Here is a 13,042-nt window from a genome sequence, read left to right as displayed (position 1 = left end):
AGGTCAATCCAGCTTCAGCACCTTGGCCAGGACGATCTTCGGCCCTTTCATCTTCTTGATGATGATGCGCAGGCCTTCAACCTCAAGCACTTCTTCCTCTTCAGGGACGCGCTTGAGTGTTTCATACACCAGCCCAGCCAGGGTCTCCGCCTCGATGTGGTCCAGGTCGATGCCCAGCAGGCGCTCGACCTTGAACAGCGGCGTGTCACCACGCACCAGCAGCTTGCCCGGCTGGTAGGCGAGGATGCCGCGCTCGGTCTTGCGGTGTTCATCCTGGATATCGCCGACCAGTACTTCCAGCACGTCTTCCATGGTCAGGTAGCCGATTACCTTGCCATCGGCTTCCTCGACCAGCACGAAATGCGCGCCGCCCTTGCGGAACTGCTCCAGCAACTGCGACAGCGGCATATGCCGGGAAACCCGCTCCAGCGGGCGGGCCAGGTCTTCGAGGTCGATGGTTTCTGGCAGGTGGTCGAGTTCGGCCAACTCCAGCAACAAGTCCTTGATGTGCAGCAACCCGGTGAACTCTTCGCGCTCGGCGTCGTAGACCGGGTAGCGGCTGAACTTGTGGCGGCGCAGCAGGGCCAGGATCTGCTTGAGCGGCGCGTGCGCGTCGATGCTGACCATGTCCTCGCGGGAGTTGGCCCAGTCGACCACTTCCAGCTCGCCCATTTCCACTGCCGAGGCCAGCACGCGCATGCCCTGGTCGCTCGGGTCTTGGCCACGGCTGGAGTGCAGGATCAGCTTGAGCTCTTCGCGGCTGTAGTGATGCTCGTGGTGCGGGCCAGGCTCACCTTGGCCAGCAATGCGCAGGATGGTGTTGGCGCTGGCATTGAGCAGGTAGATGGCCGGGTACATCGCCCAGTAGAACAGGTACAGCGGCACCGCGGTCCACAGCGACAGCAGCTCGGGCTTGCGGATTGCCCAGGACTTGGGCGCCAGCTCACCGACCACGATGTGCAGGTAAGAGATGACGAAGAAGGCGACGAAGAACGAAATGCCCTTGATCAGCTCTGGCGTGTCCACGCCCATGTAGGCCAGCAGCGGCTCCAGCAGGTGGGCGAACGCCGGCTCGCCGACCCAGCCTAGGCCCAGGGAGGCGAGGGTGATGCCCAGCTGGCAGGCGGACAGGTAGGCGTCGAGCTGGTTGTGCACCTTGCGCAGGATGCTGCCACGCCAGCCGTGCAGTTCGGCGATGGAATCGACGCGGGTTGAGCGCAGCTTGACCATGGCGAACTCGGCGGCAACGAAAAAGCCGTTGAGCAGCACCAGGAGCAAGGCAAAGATGATCATGCCGAAATCGGCGAATAACGAGGTGAGGCTGATACCAGGGGAAGGGTCCATGATGGAGTTTTTACGGGGTCCGTCTTTGAGGAATGGAGAAAAAAAGTGCCAGCACAGGCTGGCACAGGGGGTCCAATGTAGCGGTTGAAACCGCAAAAGCAAAGGGTGATGGTCTTGATGGGGTTGCGGCGCAGCCTTCTCAACCCTTGCCGTTGGCCAATTGTGCCGGCGCAAAGTGACAGGTAAAGGTGCTGCCGTGCCCCAGCACGCTGCTGATCTCCAGGCGCCCGCGATGGCGCAGCAGTACATGCTTGACGATCGCCAGGCCCAACCCCGTGCCCCCGGTATTGGACGCCCGGCTGGAGTCGACGCGGTAGAAGCGCTCGGTCAGCCGTGGCAAATGCTTGGCATCGATGCCGATACCCGAATCCTGCACGCTGAGGTGCGCACCCTGGGCATCGGCCCACCAGCGGATACGAATGCTGCCCTCGTCCGGGGTGTACTTGACCGCGTTGAACACCAGGTTTGAGAACGCACTGCGCAGCTCTGCCTCGCTGCCCTTGAGGCTGACGCCGGGTGCGGCTTCCAGGCTGATGCGCTGGTTACGTGGGCCGGACAGCGCCTGGGCATCGCCCTTGATCGACTGCAGCAGGGCATCGACGGGCACGGGCAGGTTGTCGGAGGGGTAGTCGGTGGCCTCCAGCTTGGCCAGCAACAGCAAGTCATTGAGCAGGGTCTGCATGCGTGAACCTTGCTGGCTCATCTGCTGCAGGGCTCGGGTCCAACGCGGGTTCACGTCCTCGACGTTGTCGAGCAAGGTTTCCAGGTAGCCGGTAATCACCGTCAGCGGCGTACGCAACTCATGGGAAACGTTGGCGACGAAGTCCTTGCGCATCTGTTCGAGCTGATGGATGCGGGTGACATCGCGCACCAGCATCAGGTGCTCGTTATTGCCGTAGCGGGTGATGTGCAGCTGCACACGCATCCGGTCATTGATCGGCGAAGGGATTTCCAGCGGTTCGACGTAGTTCTCCGCTTCGAAGTATTCCTTGAAGCGAGGGTGGCGCACCAGGTTGGTCACCTGTTGGCCGCCGTCCTGCGGGGTCTTGAAGCCCAGCAGGGTTTCGGCGGCGCGGTTCCACCATTCCAGGTTGCCGTCGCTGTCGAGCATGATCACCGCGTCGCGCAGCGCGGCGGTAGACTCCTGCACCCGGTCGATCACCGCCTGCAGGCGGCCGCGTACGCGTTGGTCGCGACGTTGCAGGTGGTAGATGCTGTCGAACACTTCGCCCCACAGGCCGTAGCCGTCTGGCGGGGCCTCGTCGGGTTGATGGTTGCGCAGCCAGTCATGCAGGCGCAGCAGCTGCTTGAGGGTCCAACCCAGGTACAGGGCCAGGCCGATGGCCAGGCTCCAGCCGTAATAACCGCTGACCAGCCCGCCGAGCAGGCAGACAGAGATCAGCAGCAGCAGGTGGCGAATCAGGGTCGCGTGCCAGTTCTGGTTCAATTGACGGTCCTTGTACAACGTCGTGCAGCCAGGCGTGCAGGCGTATCAGCTCTTGGTCGAGAAACGGTAGCCAGTGCCGCGGACGGTTTGTACCAGATTTTCGTAGGCTTCACCCAGCGCCTTGCGCAAGCGGCGGATGTGCACGTCGACGGTACGCTCCTCGACATAGACGTTGCCGCCCCAGACCTGGTCCAGCAACTGGCCACGGGTGTAGGCGCGCTCCTGGTGGGTCATGAAGAACTGCAGCAGGCGGTATTCGGTGGGGCCCATCTCGGCCGGTTTGCCGTCGATGGTCACGCGGTGGCTGATCGGGTCAAGCAGCAGGCCACCGACTTCGATCGGCGCCTCGCTGTCGCTCGGGCCGGTGCGACGCAGCACGGCTTTCAGGCGGGCGACCAGCTCGCGGGGTGAGAAGGGCTTGGTGATGTAGTCATCGGCGCCCACTTCCAGGCCTTGGATCTTGTTGTCCTCTTCACCTTTGGCGGTGAGCATGATGATCGGGATGTCCCCGGTCAGCTCGTCACGCTTCAGGCGGCGGGCCAGTTCGATGCCCGAGGTGCCCGGCAGCATCCAGTCGAGCAGGATCAGGTCAGGCTTGCGGTCGACGATGATCGCGTGGGCCTGTTGCGAGTTCTCCGCTTCCAGGCAGTCGTAGCCGGCCATTTCCAATGCAACGGCGATCATCTCGCGAATAGGCGCTTCGTCGTCGACGATCAGAATGTTCCTGCCAACCATGCTCAAAACCTCTCCTGGAAAATCGTGTCTGGCCCGCATTAGATAACGGAATTATTGCAGCTGTGTGACAGAGCATTGGCCGTTCTGGCGACATTCCATGACTGGACTAGGCTTGAAAGGGCCGCTGCGGCGGCTATCAGAACTCATTTCCCCGGAAACAATGGTGAATCCAATGACACGACATACGCTGAGCTGGATGGCCCTTCTTGCTGCGCTGGCACTCCCGGGGGTGGCCTCGGCCGACCATGCGATGGAGAAGAACGGCATGCTGGTCGACCATGCCGGCATGACGCTGTACACCTTTGACAAAGACGCTGGGGGCAAGTCGATGTGCAATGGCGATTGCGCAAAGAATTGGCCGCCGTTGATGGCTAAAGCGGGTGAAAAGGCAGAGGGTGAGTGGACGCAGATCAAGCGTGACGATGGCACGATGCAATGGGCCTATGACGGCAAGCCGCTGTACACCTTCGTCAAGGACAAGAAGGCTGGCGATACCACTGGTGACGGCATGAAAGACGTCTGGCACGTGGCCAAGCCGTGAGATAGCCGGGGCCGCTGTGCGGCCCTTCGCGGCACAAGGCCGCTCCCACATTGATCGGCGTATGGGGGACCATGTGTGGGCTTGCCAGCGATGCGGCCGGAACAAGCACCACAAGACAGTTGCTCCCACACTGATCGGCGTATGGGGGACCATGTGTGGGCTTGCCAGCGATGCGGCCGGAACAAGCACCACAAGACAGTTGCTCCCACATTGATCGGCGTATGGAGGACCCTGTGGGAGCGGCCTTGTGCCGCGATGGGCTGCAAAGCAGCCCCAGGGGAGTCAGCGCAATGCGTAATCCAGCACGACCCCAATGAACACCAGCAACCCCGCCCAGTGATTGTGCAGAAACGCCTTGAAGCACGACTCGCGGTCCAGCTTGCGCGTCGACCAGAACTCCCAGGCAAAGCACAACGCCGCCCCCAGCAGCCCCAGGTGGAACCAGCCGCCCAGCTCGAAGCGGCTTCCGGCCAACAGCAGGCAAGCCAACGACAGCAACTGCAAGGTCAGGATGATCACCCGGTCGGCCTCGCCGAACAGGATGGCCGTCGATTTCACGCCGATCTTCAGGTCATCGTCGCGGTCGACCATGGCGTAATAAGTGTCGTAGCCCACGGTCCACAGCAGGTTGGCGATGTACAGCAGCCAGGCACTGGCCGGCAGCTCACCGCCAGCAGCGGTGAACGCCATGGGGATACCCCAGGAATATGCGGCGCCCAGCACCACCTGCGGGTAATAGGTATAGCGCTTCATGAACGGGTAGCAGAACGCCAAGGCCACGGCGCCGAACGACAGCCAGACGGTCCGGCTGTTGGTGCACAGCACCAGCAGGAAACTCACCCCGACCAGGATCGCGAACAGTGCCAGCGCCTCGCGGGGCTTGACCCGGCCGCTGGCCAAGGGGCGGTCGGCGGTGCGTTTGACGTGGCCATCGACCTTGCGGTCGGCAAAGTCATTGATGCAGCAGCCTGCAGCGCGCATCAGTACCACGCCAAGGCCGAAGATCAGCACGTTGGCCAGGGTCGGCGAACCTTGCCCTGCAATCCATACAGCCGACAGGGTCGGCCACAGCAGCAGGTAAATGCCGATGGGGCGGTCCATGCGGCTGAGCTGGACAAAGTCCCAGGCGCGCGGGTGCACGCGGTTGAGCGACTTGAGCAGTTGCAGGTACATCAGCGGTTTTCCTCCTTGGCCGCTTGCCACAGGGCTGGCAGGAACACCTCGGCTACCAGCAGGTCCAGGCCGTCCCGTTCAAAGCGTGAGCGTCGGCCCCAAAGCGCATCATGGCGGGCCTCGGTCGGTAACCAGGCCTGTGGATAACTGCACACTTGCAGGGGGTGGCGAATGAACGCCTGGTCACAGAACAGCAACTCGCCCAGCGAGCGGCTGCCCAGGGTCTCGAGGTCCAGGCCACCGCGCTCCAGGGCACTGCGGCTGGCCACGCTGCGGGCGAACACCCAGGGCTGGCCGTGGCCACGCAGGTACACCTCGCGCACCCAGCCTTGCGCCCCCGGCGCGATGCCCAGGGCCAGACATTCGTCATCACGCAGTGGCTGCCAGCCTTCCAGCAGCGGGGTGACGGAGAAATGATCGTGGGACAGGCGGGTCAGGCGGCGGGTCAGCGAGCCCTCGTCGAACAGCCAGTCCAGGGTCGGCTGGTCGATCTCGGTCGCCAGCTGTGAATACGGCAGCCACGCGACAGCGGCTGCTTGCGGGGATTCGTACGACACGTCGGTATGCTTGTTACAGCCAGAGAGGCGGCGAGCTTAGCATGATTGCCCCGACTGCTTGCATACTGCTGGCAGGGCCAGTAAAAAGCCCCCAAAGATTGCGCGGCGGCCCCCTGGGGGGCCATCAGCAGCGACACAAGCCCGAGCCTGAAACGAGGAATCCGTACCGATGAAAAAATGGCAATGTATTGTCTGTGGCCTGATTTACGACGAAGCCGAAGGCTGGCCCGACGACGGCATCGCCCCCGGCACCCGCTGGGAAGACGTGCCTGCAGACTGGCTGTGCCCCGACTGCGGCGTCGGCAAGAGCGACTTCGAAATGATCGCCATCGGCTGATCATCCCCTGTTCCCACCCTGAGGTAAGCACGACATGACGTCCCCCGTAGTCATCATCGGTACTGGCCTGGCCGGCTACAACCTGGCCCGTGAATTTCGCAAGCTCGATGGCGAGACGCCGCTGCTGTTGATTACCGCCGACGATGGTCGTTCCTACTCCAAGCCCATGCTCTCCACGGGTTTTGCCAAGCTCAAGGATGCCGATGGGTTGTGCATGGCCGAGCCAGGCGCGATGGCCGAGCAGCTCAAGGCCGAAATCCGCACCCACACCCGTATCAGCGGCATCGACCCCGGCCACAAGCGCCTGTGGATCGGCGAAGAGGCCGTGGCCTATCGCGACCTGGTGCTGGCCTGGGGCGCCCAGACCGTGCAGGTGCCGATCGAGGGCGACGCTGGCGGGCAGGTATTCCCGATCAACGACCTGGAGGACTACGCACGCTTTCGCGCCGCCGCTGCCGGCAAGCAGCGCGTGTTGATTCTGGGCGCCGGCCTGATTGGCTGCGAATTCGCCAATGACATGAGCCTGGGCGGGTTCCAGGTCGAGGTGGTGGCCCCGTGCGAGCAGGTGATGCCGACCCTGTTGCACCCAGCCGCCGCCGCTGCCGTGCAGGCCGGGCTTGAAGGCCTTGGCGTGCGCTTCCACCTGGGCCCGGTGCTGACGCGCCTGCAGCAGGTTGCGCAGGGCCTTGAGGCGCACCTGTCCGACGGCAGCGTGATCGCCTGCGACCTGGTGGTTTCAGCCATCGGCTTGCGCCCCCGTACTGATCTTGCCGCCGCTGCTGGCCTGCAGACTAATCGCGGCGTGGTGGTGGACCGGCAGTTGCGCACGTCCCACGCCAATATCTTCGCCCTGGGCGACTGCGCCGAGGTGGACGGCATCAACCTGCTCTATGTGATGCCGCTGATGAGCTGTGCCCGCGCCTTGGCGCAAACCCTGGTCGGCAACCCCACGGCCGTCAGTTACGGGGCGATGCCGATCACCGTGAAGACCCCCGCATGCCCGCTGGTGGTCTCGCCGCCCCCGCAAGGGCACGACGGCAACTGGCAGGTGGAAGGGCAGGGCAGCGACCTCAAGGTGCTCTGCCACGATGCCGACGGCAAGCTGCTGGGCTATGCCCTGACCGGTGCGGCCGTGATGGAAAAGCTGGCCCTGAATCGTCAGCTACCCCCGGTAATGGCGTAAATAGCGGGCGTTCTGTCGGGTTTATCCTGTTGTTGCTCACACAATGGCCGCCCAGATACTGGCGCGGCCTCGGTGAGCGTGCCATTCTCACTCCCGTCTGCCGCAGATTAGAGCCTGCGGTGCCTTGAGCGCTGCTCCCAGAGGCAGCACGGCATAACAACAAAAAATCCCGTCAAAGAGGCTTCACTATGCGCAAACCAGAACTCGCCGCTGTCATCGCCGAAAAGGCCGATCTGACCAAGGAAAAGGCCAACGTGGTGCTGAATGCGATCCTCGACAGCATTACCGGTGCGCTGGACAAGGACACCGTGACCCTGGTCGGTTTCGGCACCTTTGAAAAACGTCACCGTGGTGCGCGTACCGGCAAGAACCCCCAGACCGGCGAGCCGGTGAAGATCAAGGCCAGCAACACCGTAGCCTTCAAGCCAGGCAAGAACCTGCGTGACAGCGTCAACGCACCGGCCAAGCCAGCCAAGAAAGGCAAGTGATCGAATCCTGACATCCCCAGTGTCGGTTCAGCGGGCGCCCAAGGGCGCCCGTTGTGCTTTCTGTAGGGATATGTTGCGAACTTGCATAAATAGTTCTGGAAGAGGATAAACTGCGCGACTCAGTCATTTTTTATTCGAGGCGCGTTGATGAAGTTCCGCTTTCTTCTCTGGGCCATGGGGCTGTTGATGGCCAGGGCCAGCCGTAACAACCCGGCGTTCAAGCAGCAGCTCAAGGACAAGGATCTGGTATTCCAGATGCAGACCCTGGACGGCAAAATCGCCCGGCACTTCATCGTCAGCGACGAGCGCATCAGCAGCAAAGGTGGCGTGCACCCGCAGCCGGCGTTCGCCATTGCGTTCAAAGATGCCGCTTACGGGTTCGCCACGCTGCAGGCAAGCAACAAGCAGTTGGCCTTCATGCAGGGGATTCAGGACAAGCACATCCAGATCAAGGGCAATCCGGCGTTGGTGATGTGGTTCCAGGGCTTGATGAAGTACCTCAAGCCGAAGAAAAAGCGCTAAGCCTGGCCCTGTAGGAGCAGCCTTGTGCTGCGAAGAGGCCGGTGACTGCAGCGAAGATTCACTGTGTTGTCACCGGCCTCTTCGCAGCGCAAGGCTGCTCCTACAACGGGTGCGCATTACGCCCCAAGCTATTAGTGCGGGGCGTGAAACTGCGATGCCAGTTCCCGCAGCAGGGTTTCGGCTTCCAGCACCTTGTTCACCACATCCTCGGCTTTCTCCCGAGTCACCCCCAACCGCTCCAGCAGTTCATCGGGTACCTCTTCCTGAGGCCCCGAGCCAATACCGCGCGAACGCAGCAGGCGCGTCGCCAGGCACACCAGGTTGGGGAACGCCGCATAGTCGCCGTCATAAGACGGGTCGTGCTGGAAGCGCAGCGCCGTCGAGAGCTCTTCTGGCATGTCCCACAGCTTCATCAACCACGCGCCGATCTGTTCGCGGTTGATGCCCAGCAGGTGCTGTTCCACATAGGTGTGGCACAGGTGCGGGTTGACCTCCAGGTGCCGGCAGATCAGTGAGAAGTGCGGCGGGAACACGTGCGCCAGCAGCAGATAGCCAAAGTTGTGCAGCAGCCCGGCCAGGTACGTCAAGCCGGCTTCCGGGCGCTCTGCCCGGGGCATGGCGCGGGTCAGGCCTTCGATGATGGCTGCGGTGTAGATCGACTGCTGCCAATACGGAGTGGCCTGCTGCGGGTGGTCCTTGGGCAGGCTCAGGGTCTTGCCCAGGGCCAGCCCCAAGGCCAGGTTGATGACCAGGTCGAAGCCCAGCACGCGCACGATGGCGTCTTCCACTGAACGGATCTTGCCTGGCGAGGCGTAGTAGGGCGATGCGGCCCAGCTGACCACCTGCGCAGCCAGCGCAGGGTCGGTCTCGACCACGCCGGTGATGTCATCGATGCTGGCGTTGGGGTCTACCCGCAGCTTGATGATCTTCTGCGCCGTGTCGGCCAATGGCGGGATTTCGATGGTTTCTTCCAGGCGTTTCTGGATACGTCGCGCGGTAAAGGCCTGGACCGCTTGGGTGATTTCGTGGGAGTCGTCATCAGGCCGGTCGAGGTTCGGGCTGATGGCCTTCACCTCCTGGCCAAAGCTGCTGGCGCTGGCCTTGGCGAGCATGCGCTTGAAGTCCGCGCGGTCGATTTCCAGCAACAGGCCAGCTTCGCCGGACTGAATCAGCACCGTCTCGCAGTCGAGCAGGCTTTTTTCGTACTGGCACGGCGAGCTGGTCAACGCCGGAATGCCCGGCAGGCGCTTGAGGTGGTGCTTGTCGAGCATCTGCTTGAGCCGGGGGACCGATACGGCGGTCAGCTTGCGGCCGGTCAGCTCGGTCAGGCGATTGAGGTCAAGCAGCTGGCTCTGCGGGAACAACACCATCAAGGCGCCGACTTCGTCGTCGAGGAGCACCGCCTGCACCCGCGAGGCGGCAGGCAATTGCGCATGCTCGAGCACTTCGCGGTAGGTGACGCCAACCTTATCGAGCAGCAGCCGGATAACAGAGGGCGCGTGTGGGGTTGCGGTGTCCAGGGCAACTTCAGTCATGGTCCGTATCCACTAATTCTTTTAAACGCGAAGTATAACCAGTCCCGCCGCAAATCTGGATCCATTGTGGGACTGGCGTCACACTTGGCCGTATTGCTGGCCGTGCCGCAGCCAGCGGTCAAGCAACGGGCTGACATGGTCCGGCCACCGCGCGATCAGCGCTTGGGCGGCATCACGTACGGCCGGCAGCAGGTCGGCATCACGCATCAGGTCAGCAACCTTGAACTGTAGCAGGCCGGTCTGGCGTGTTCCCAGCATCTCGCCGGGGCCGCGCAGTTCCAGGTCTTTTTCGGCGATGATGAAGCCATCGTTGGTTTCACGCATGATCCCCAGGCGTTCGCGGCCGATCTGCGACAGTGGCGGGTGATACAGCAACACGCAGTGGCTCACCGCGCTGCCCCGGCCAACCCGGCCACGCAGCTGGTGCAGTTGGGCCAGGCCCAGGCGTTCGGGGTTCTCGATGATCATCAGGCTGGCATTGGGCACGTCCACCCCCACCTCGATGACCGTGGTCGCCACCAGCAGTTGCAGCTCACCGGCCTTGAACTGGGCCATGATCTCGGCCTTTTCCGCAGGCTTCATGCGCCCGTGGATAAGGCCGACGCGTAGCTCGCCCAAGGCGCTGCCAAGCTCTTCATAGGTGCTCTCGGCCGCCTGGCAGGTCAGCTCTTCGGATTCTTCGATCAGGGTGCACACCCAATAGGCCTGACGCCCCTCGGCACAGGCGGCGCGTACCCGCTCGACCACCTCGAAGCGGCGGCTGTCGGCCACCAGCACGGTGTTCACCGGCGTACGCCCGGGTGGCAGCTCGTCGAGGACCGAGGTGTCGAGGTCGGCGTAGGCGCTCATCGCCAAGGTCCGAGGGATCGGCGTCGCAGTCATGATCAGCTGGTGCGGGCACAGCTCGCCGGCCACGCCTTTTTTGCGCAGGGCCAGGCGTTGCTGCACACCGAACCGGTGTTGTTCATCGATGATCGCCAGGGCCAGGTGCTTGAATTTGACCTCTTCCTGGAACAGCGCATGGGTGCCCACCACCATCGGTGCACCGTTGGCGATTTGCTCCAGCGAGCTGGCCCGGGCCTTGCCCTTGAGCTTGCCGGCCAGCCATGCCACCTCGATGCCCAGCGGTTCGAGCCAGCGCTTGAAGGTAATGAAGTGCTGTTCGGCGAGGATCTCGGTGGGGGCCATCAACGCCACCTGGTAACCAGCCTCCAGCGCTTGCAGTGCCGCCAGTGCGGCGACCACCGTTTTACCGGCCCCGACATCGCCCTGTACCAGGCGCATCATGGGCTCGGCCTGGGCCAGGTCGTAGGCAATTTCGTTGGCCACCCGTTGCTGGGCGCCGGTCGGCTTGAAGCCCAGGTTGGCCAGGTACTGCGCCGGTAACCGGCTGGCCTTGGGCAGTACTGGGGCACGCAGGCTGCGCAGGCTCTCGCGCAGGCGTTGCTGCGACAGCTGGTGGGTCAGCAGCTCTTCGAAGGCCAGGCGGTGTTGAGCCCAATGCTGGCCTTCGGCAAGTTCGTCGAGGTCGGCATCGGCCGGCGGGTTGTGCAGGTAGCGGATGGCATCGTCCAGCGGCGCCAATTGGTAGTCCCGGGCCAGCTCATCGGGCAGCCAGTCTGGCAGGCTGCGCGGGCCAAGCATGCCAAGGCTCTGCTGGCAAAGCAGGCGCAGGCGTTGCTGGGTGAGGCCTTCGGTGGACGGGTAGATCGGCGTCAGGGTCTGTTCCACCGGGGGCGGTGGCTCGTCGCCGTTGAGCGCCCGGTACTCCGGGTGGTAGATCTCCAGGCCAGAGGCGCCGGGGCGTGCTTCGCCATAGCAGCGCAGGTGCGTGCCGCGTTTCAGGCCTTCTTTTTGCGCATTGCTGAAGTGATAGAAGCGCAGGCTCAATACGCCGCTGCCGTCACCCAGGCGCACCACGAGGCTGCGGCGCTTGCCCATGGTGACGTCCGCACCGCTTACTACACCTTCGATTACGGCATCCTGCCCCGGGCGCAGCTCGCCAATGGGCACCACACGGGTGCGGTCCTGGTAGCGCAGGGGCAGGTGGAACAGTATGTCCTGCAGGTTCTCCAGGCCAACCTTGGCGAGTTTTTCCGCCATGGCATCGCCCACCCCTTTGAGCACCGTGACCGGGACCTTCGACAGCTCACTCATGACTCAGGCCGACTGTTCCACAGGGGGTTTGGCGACCGAGCAGAGGCGGATCGAGTCAGCGAGGATCTCGATGGCCTTGGGCCGCGGGAAGCTGGCACGCCAGGCGATGGCCACGGTGCGGAACGGTGCTGGCGCAGTCAGCGGGCGCACTTCGATGATGCCTGGCGCGTAATGGTGGCTATGCACGGCCGACAGCGGCAGGATCGAGACGCCAAGGCCCGAGGCAACCATGTGCCGAATGGTTTCCAGGGAGCTGGATTCCACCGTGGTGTGCCGGGAGCCTTCGCCGCCTTTGTTCAATGTCGGGCAGGCTTCCAGGACCTGGTCGCGGAAGCAGTGGCCTTCACCGAGCAGCAGCAGGCTCTTGTCGTTGAGCATGGCGGTGTCGATGGTCTTTTTGGCCGTCCATGGGTGGTCGGCAGGCATCAAGGCGCAGAATGGCTCATCGTACAGCGGCAGGGTCAGCACGTCGGCTTCGTTGAACGGCAGGGCGATGATCACTGCGTCGAGTTCGCCGTTGCGCAGTTTTTCGCGCAGTACGTGGGTGAAGTTCTCTTCGATGTACAGCGGCATCTGCGGCGCCACACGGTGCAGCTGCGGGATCAGGTGCGGGAACAGATAAGGGCCAACCGTATAGATGGCACCGACCTTGAGCGGGGCAGTCAGCTGGTTTTTGCCGGCCTGGGCCAGCTCACGAATGCCTTGGGCCTGTTCCAGTACCTTCTGCGCCTGGGCGACGATGCTTTCACCGACCGGGGTCAGGCGAACTGCGCTCTTGCTGCGCTCGAAGATCAGCACGCCAAGCTCGTCCTCGAGCTTCTTCACACCGACCGACAGGGTCGGTTGGCTCACGTGGCAACGTTCGGCCGCGTGGCCGAAATGTTGTTCCTGGGCGAGTGTGACGATGTAGCGTAATTCTGTGAGGGTCATAACGTGCGTCCATGAAGTTGCGAGCCCAGCATAGCGGCTGCAATCGATAGACGCACGTTATCAGACTTGCCGATTTGTGACAGAAACAAAAGT

General features: G+C 63.1%; 13 protein-coding genes. 5 read left to right on the top strand and 8 right to left on the bottom strand.

What is annotated here, in order from left to right; all coding sequences use genetic code 11:
- Positions 1-3: 3 nt before the first annotated feature.
- The 3 genes from AC5PZ0_RS06750 to phoB form a co-directional block, all read right to left on the bottom strand.
- Positions 4-1,344, bottom strand: coding sequence for a hemolysin family protein (locus tag AC5PZ0_RS06750; RefSeq protein ID WP_027592132.1), 1,341 nt, complete (start codon positions 1,342-1,344; stop codon positions 4-6).
- Between the two features lie 139 nt (positions 1,345-1,483).
- Positions 1,484-2,791 (bottom strand): phosphate regulon sensor histidine kinase PhoR, encoded by a 1,308-nt coding sequence (gene phoR / locus AC5PZ0_RS06745; protein ID WP_493854569.1) that lies wholly within the window; start codon positions 2,789-2,791, stop codon positions 1,484-1,486.
- A gap of 45 nt (positions 2,792-2,836) precedes the next feature.
- On the bottom strand, positions 2,837-3,526 hold the full coding sequence (phoB, locus tag AC5PZ0_RS06740) for a phosphate regulon transcriptional regulator PhoB (RefSeq protein ID WP_003253341.1): 690 nt from the start codon (positions 3,524-3,526) through the stop codon (positions 2,837-2,839).
- 172 nt (positions 3,527-3,698) lie between these two features.
- On the opposite strand from phoB, the gene AC5PZ0_RS06735 reads away from it, so the two are divergent.
- Positions 3,699-4,067 carry a COG4315 family predicted lipoprotein gene (locus AC5PZ0_RS06735; protein WP_099430810.1) on the top strand — a complete coding sequence of 123 codons (369 nt, stop codon included), beginning with the start codon at positions 3,699-3,701 and terminating at the stop codon, positions 4,065-4,067.
- Between the two features lie 282 nt (positions 4,068-4,349).
- Here the strand turns inward: AC5PZ0_RS06735 and ubiA are convergent, their stop codons facing one another.
- Together ubiA and AC5PZ0_RS06725 are read right to left on the bottom strand one after the other, a co-directional pair.
- Positions 4,350-5,240, bottom strand: a complete 891-nt coding sequence (gene ubiA, locus AC5PZ0_RS06730; protein ID WP_027592135.1) for a 4-hydroxybenzoate octaprenyltransferase — start codon at positions 5,238-5,240, stop codon at positions 4,350-4,352.
- Positions 5,240-5,797: a chorismate--pyruvate lyase family protein gene (locus tag AC5PZ0_RS06725; RefSeq protein ID WP_027592136.1), complete on the bottom strand. Its 558-nt coding sequence runs from the start codon at positions 5,795-5,797 to the stop codon at positions 5,240-5,242. The genes ubiA and AC5PZ0_RS06725 overlap by 1 nt, the downstream gene beginning before the upstream one ends.
- A 169-nt stretch (positions 5,798-5,966) precedes the next feature.
- Here AC5PZ0_RS06725 and AC5PZ0_RS06720 point away from each other — a divergent pair, with 169 nt between their 5' ends.
- From AC5PZ0_RS06720 to AC5PZ0_RS06705, 4 genes are all read left to right on the top strand, one after another.
- A complete protein-coding gene (locus AC5PZ0_RS06720) occupies positions 5,967-6,134 on the top strand; it encodes a rubredoxin (RefSeq protein ID WP_027592137.1) in 168 nt (55 codons plus the stop codon).
- Between the two features lie 34 nt (positions 6,135-6,168).
- Positions 6,169-7,317, top strand: coding sequence for an NAD(P)/FAD-dependent oxidoreductase (locus AC5PZ0_RS06715; RefSeq protein ID WP_186679399.1), 1,149 nt, complete (start codon positions 6,169-6,171; stop codon positions 7,315-7,317).
- A 188-nt stretch (positions 7,318-7,505) separates the two neighbouring features.
- The gene (locus AC5PZ0_RS06710) at positions 7,506-7,805 is read left to right on the top strand and encodes an HU family DNA-binding protein (protein WP_099430807.1); all 300 of its coding nucleotides are present in this window, start codon (positions 7,506-7,508) and stop codon (positions 7,803-7,805) included.
- A 147-nt stretch (positions 7,806-7,952) separates the two neighbouring features.
- Positions 7,953-8,327 carry a helicase gene (locus AC5PZ0_RS06705; RefSeq protein ID WP_027592140.1) on the top strand — a complete coding sequence of 125 codons (375 nt, stop codon included), beginning with the start codon at positions 7,953-7,955 and terminating at the stop codon, positions 8,325-8,327.
- Positions 8,328-8,458: 131 nt separating this feature from the next.
- Here the strand turns inward: AC5PZ0_RS06705 and AC5PZ0_RS06700 are convergent, their stop codons facing one another.
- The 3 genes from AC5PZ0_RS06700 to AC5PZ0_RS06690 all read right to left on the bottom strand — a co-directional run bounded on the left by AC5PZ0_RS06700 (position 8,459) and on the right by AC5PZ0_RS06690 (position 12,949).
- On the bottom strand, positions 8,459-9,862 hold the full coding sequence (locus tag AC5PZ0_RS06700) for an aminoacyl-tRNA deacylase and HDOD domain-containing protein (RefSeq protein WP_493854568.1): 1,404 nt from the start codon (positions 9,860-9,862) through the stop codon (positions 8,459-8,461).
- A gap of 78 nt (positions 9,863-9,940) precedes the next feature.
- Positions 9,941-12,019 (bottom strand): ATP-dependent DNA helicase RecG, encoded by a 2,079-nt coding sequence (gene recG / locus AC5PZ0_RS06695; RefSeq protein WP_027592142.1) that lies wholly within the window; start codon positions 12,017-12,019, stop codon positions 9,941-9,943.
- Positions 12,020-12,022: 3 nt separating this feature from the next.
- Positions 12,023-12,949, bottom strand: a complete 927-nt coding sequence (locus AC5PZ0_RS06690) for a hydrogen peroxide-inducible genes activator (RefSeq protein WP_493854567.1) — start codon at positions 12,947-12,949, stop codon at positions 12,023-12,025.
- Between the last annotated feature and the right edge of the window lie 93 nt (positions 12,950-13,042).

The organism is Pseudomonas sp. 5.2, from assembly GCF_059025405.1.
The sequence above is the reverse complement of the archived record's forward strand: the minus strand, read 5'-3'. Positions and strand labels throughout refer to the sequence as shown.

What these genes read in the sequence shown, in the direction of transcription:
- AC5PZ0_RS06750 (WP_027592132.1), bottom strand. Translation starts at nt 1,344, where the DNA reads ATGGACCCTTCCCCTGGTATCAGCCTCACCTCGTTATTCGCCGATTTC.
- AC5PZ0_RS06715 (WP_186679399.1), top strand. Translation starts at nt 6,169, where the DNA reads ATGACGTCCCCCGTAGTCATCATCGGTACTGGCCTGGCCGGCTACAAC.
- ubiA (WP_027592135.1), bottom strand. Translation starts at nt 5,240, where the DNA reads ATGTACCTGCAACTGCTCAAGTCGCTCAACCGCGTGCACCCGCGCGCC.
- AC5PZ0_RS06700 (WP_493854568.1), bottom strand. Translation starts at nt 9,862, where the DNA reads ATGACTGAAGTTGCCCTGGACACCGCAACCCCACACGCGCCCTCTGTT.
- phoB (WP_003253341.1), bottom strand. Translation starts at nt 3,526, where the DNA reads ATGGTTGGCAGGAACATTCTGATCGTCGACGACGAAGCGCCTATTCGC.
- AC5PZ0_RS06705 (WP_027592140.1), top strand. Translation starts at nt 7,953, where the DNA reads ATGAAGTTCCGCTTTCTTCTCTGGGCCATGGGGCTGTTGATGGCCAGG.
- AC5PZ0_RS06690 (WP_493854567.1), bottom strand. Translation starts at nt 12,949, where the DNA reads ATGACCCTCACAGAATTACGCTACATCGTCACACTCGCCCAGGAACAA.
- AC5PZ0_RS06735 (WP_099430810.1), top strand. Translation starts at nt 3,699, where the DNA reads ATGACACGACATACGCTGAGCTGGATGGCCCTTCTTGCTGCGCTGGCA.
- recG (WP_027592142.1), bottom strand. Translation starts at nt 12,019, where the DNA reads ATGAGTGAGCTGTCGAAGGTCCCGGTCACGGTGCTCAAAGGGGTGGGC.
- AC5PZ0_RS06710 (WP_099430807.1), top strand. Translation starts at nt 7,506, where the DNA reads ATGCGCAAACCAGAACTCGCCGCTGTCATCGCCGAAAAGGCCGATCTG.
- AC5PZ0_RS06720 (WP_027592137.1), top strand. Translation starts at nt 5,967, where the DNA reads ATGAAAAAATGGCAATGTATTGTCTGTGGCCTGATTTACGACGAAGCC.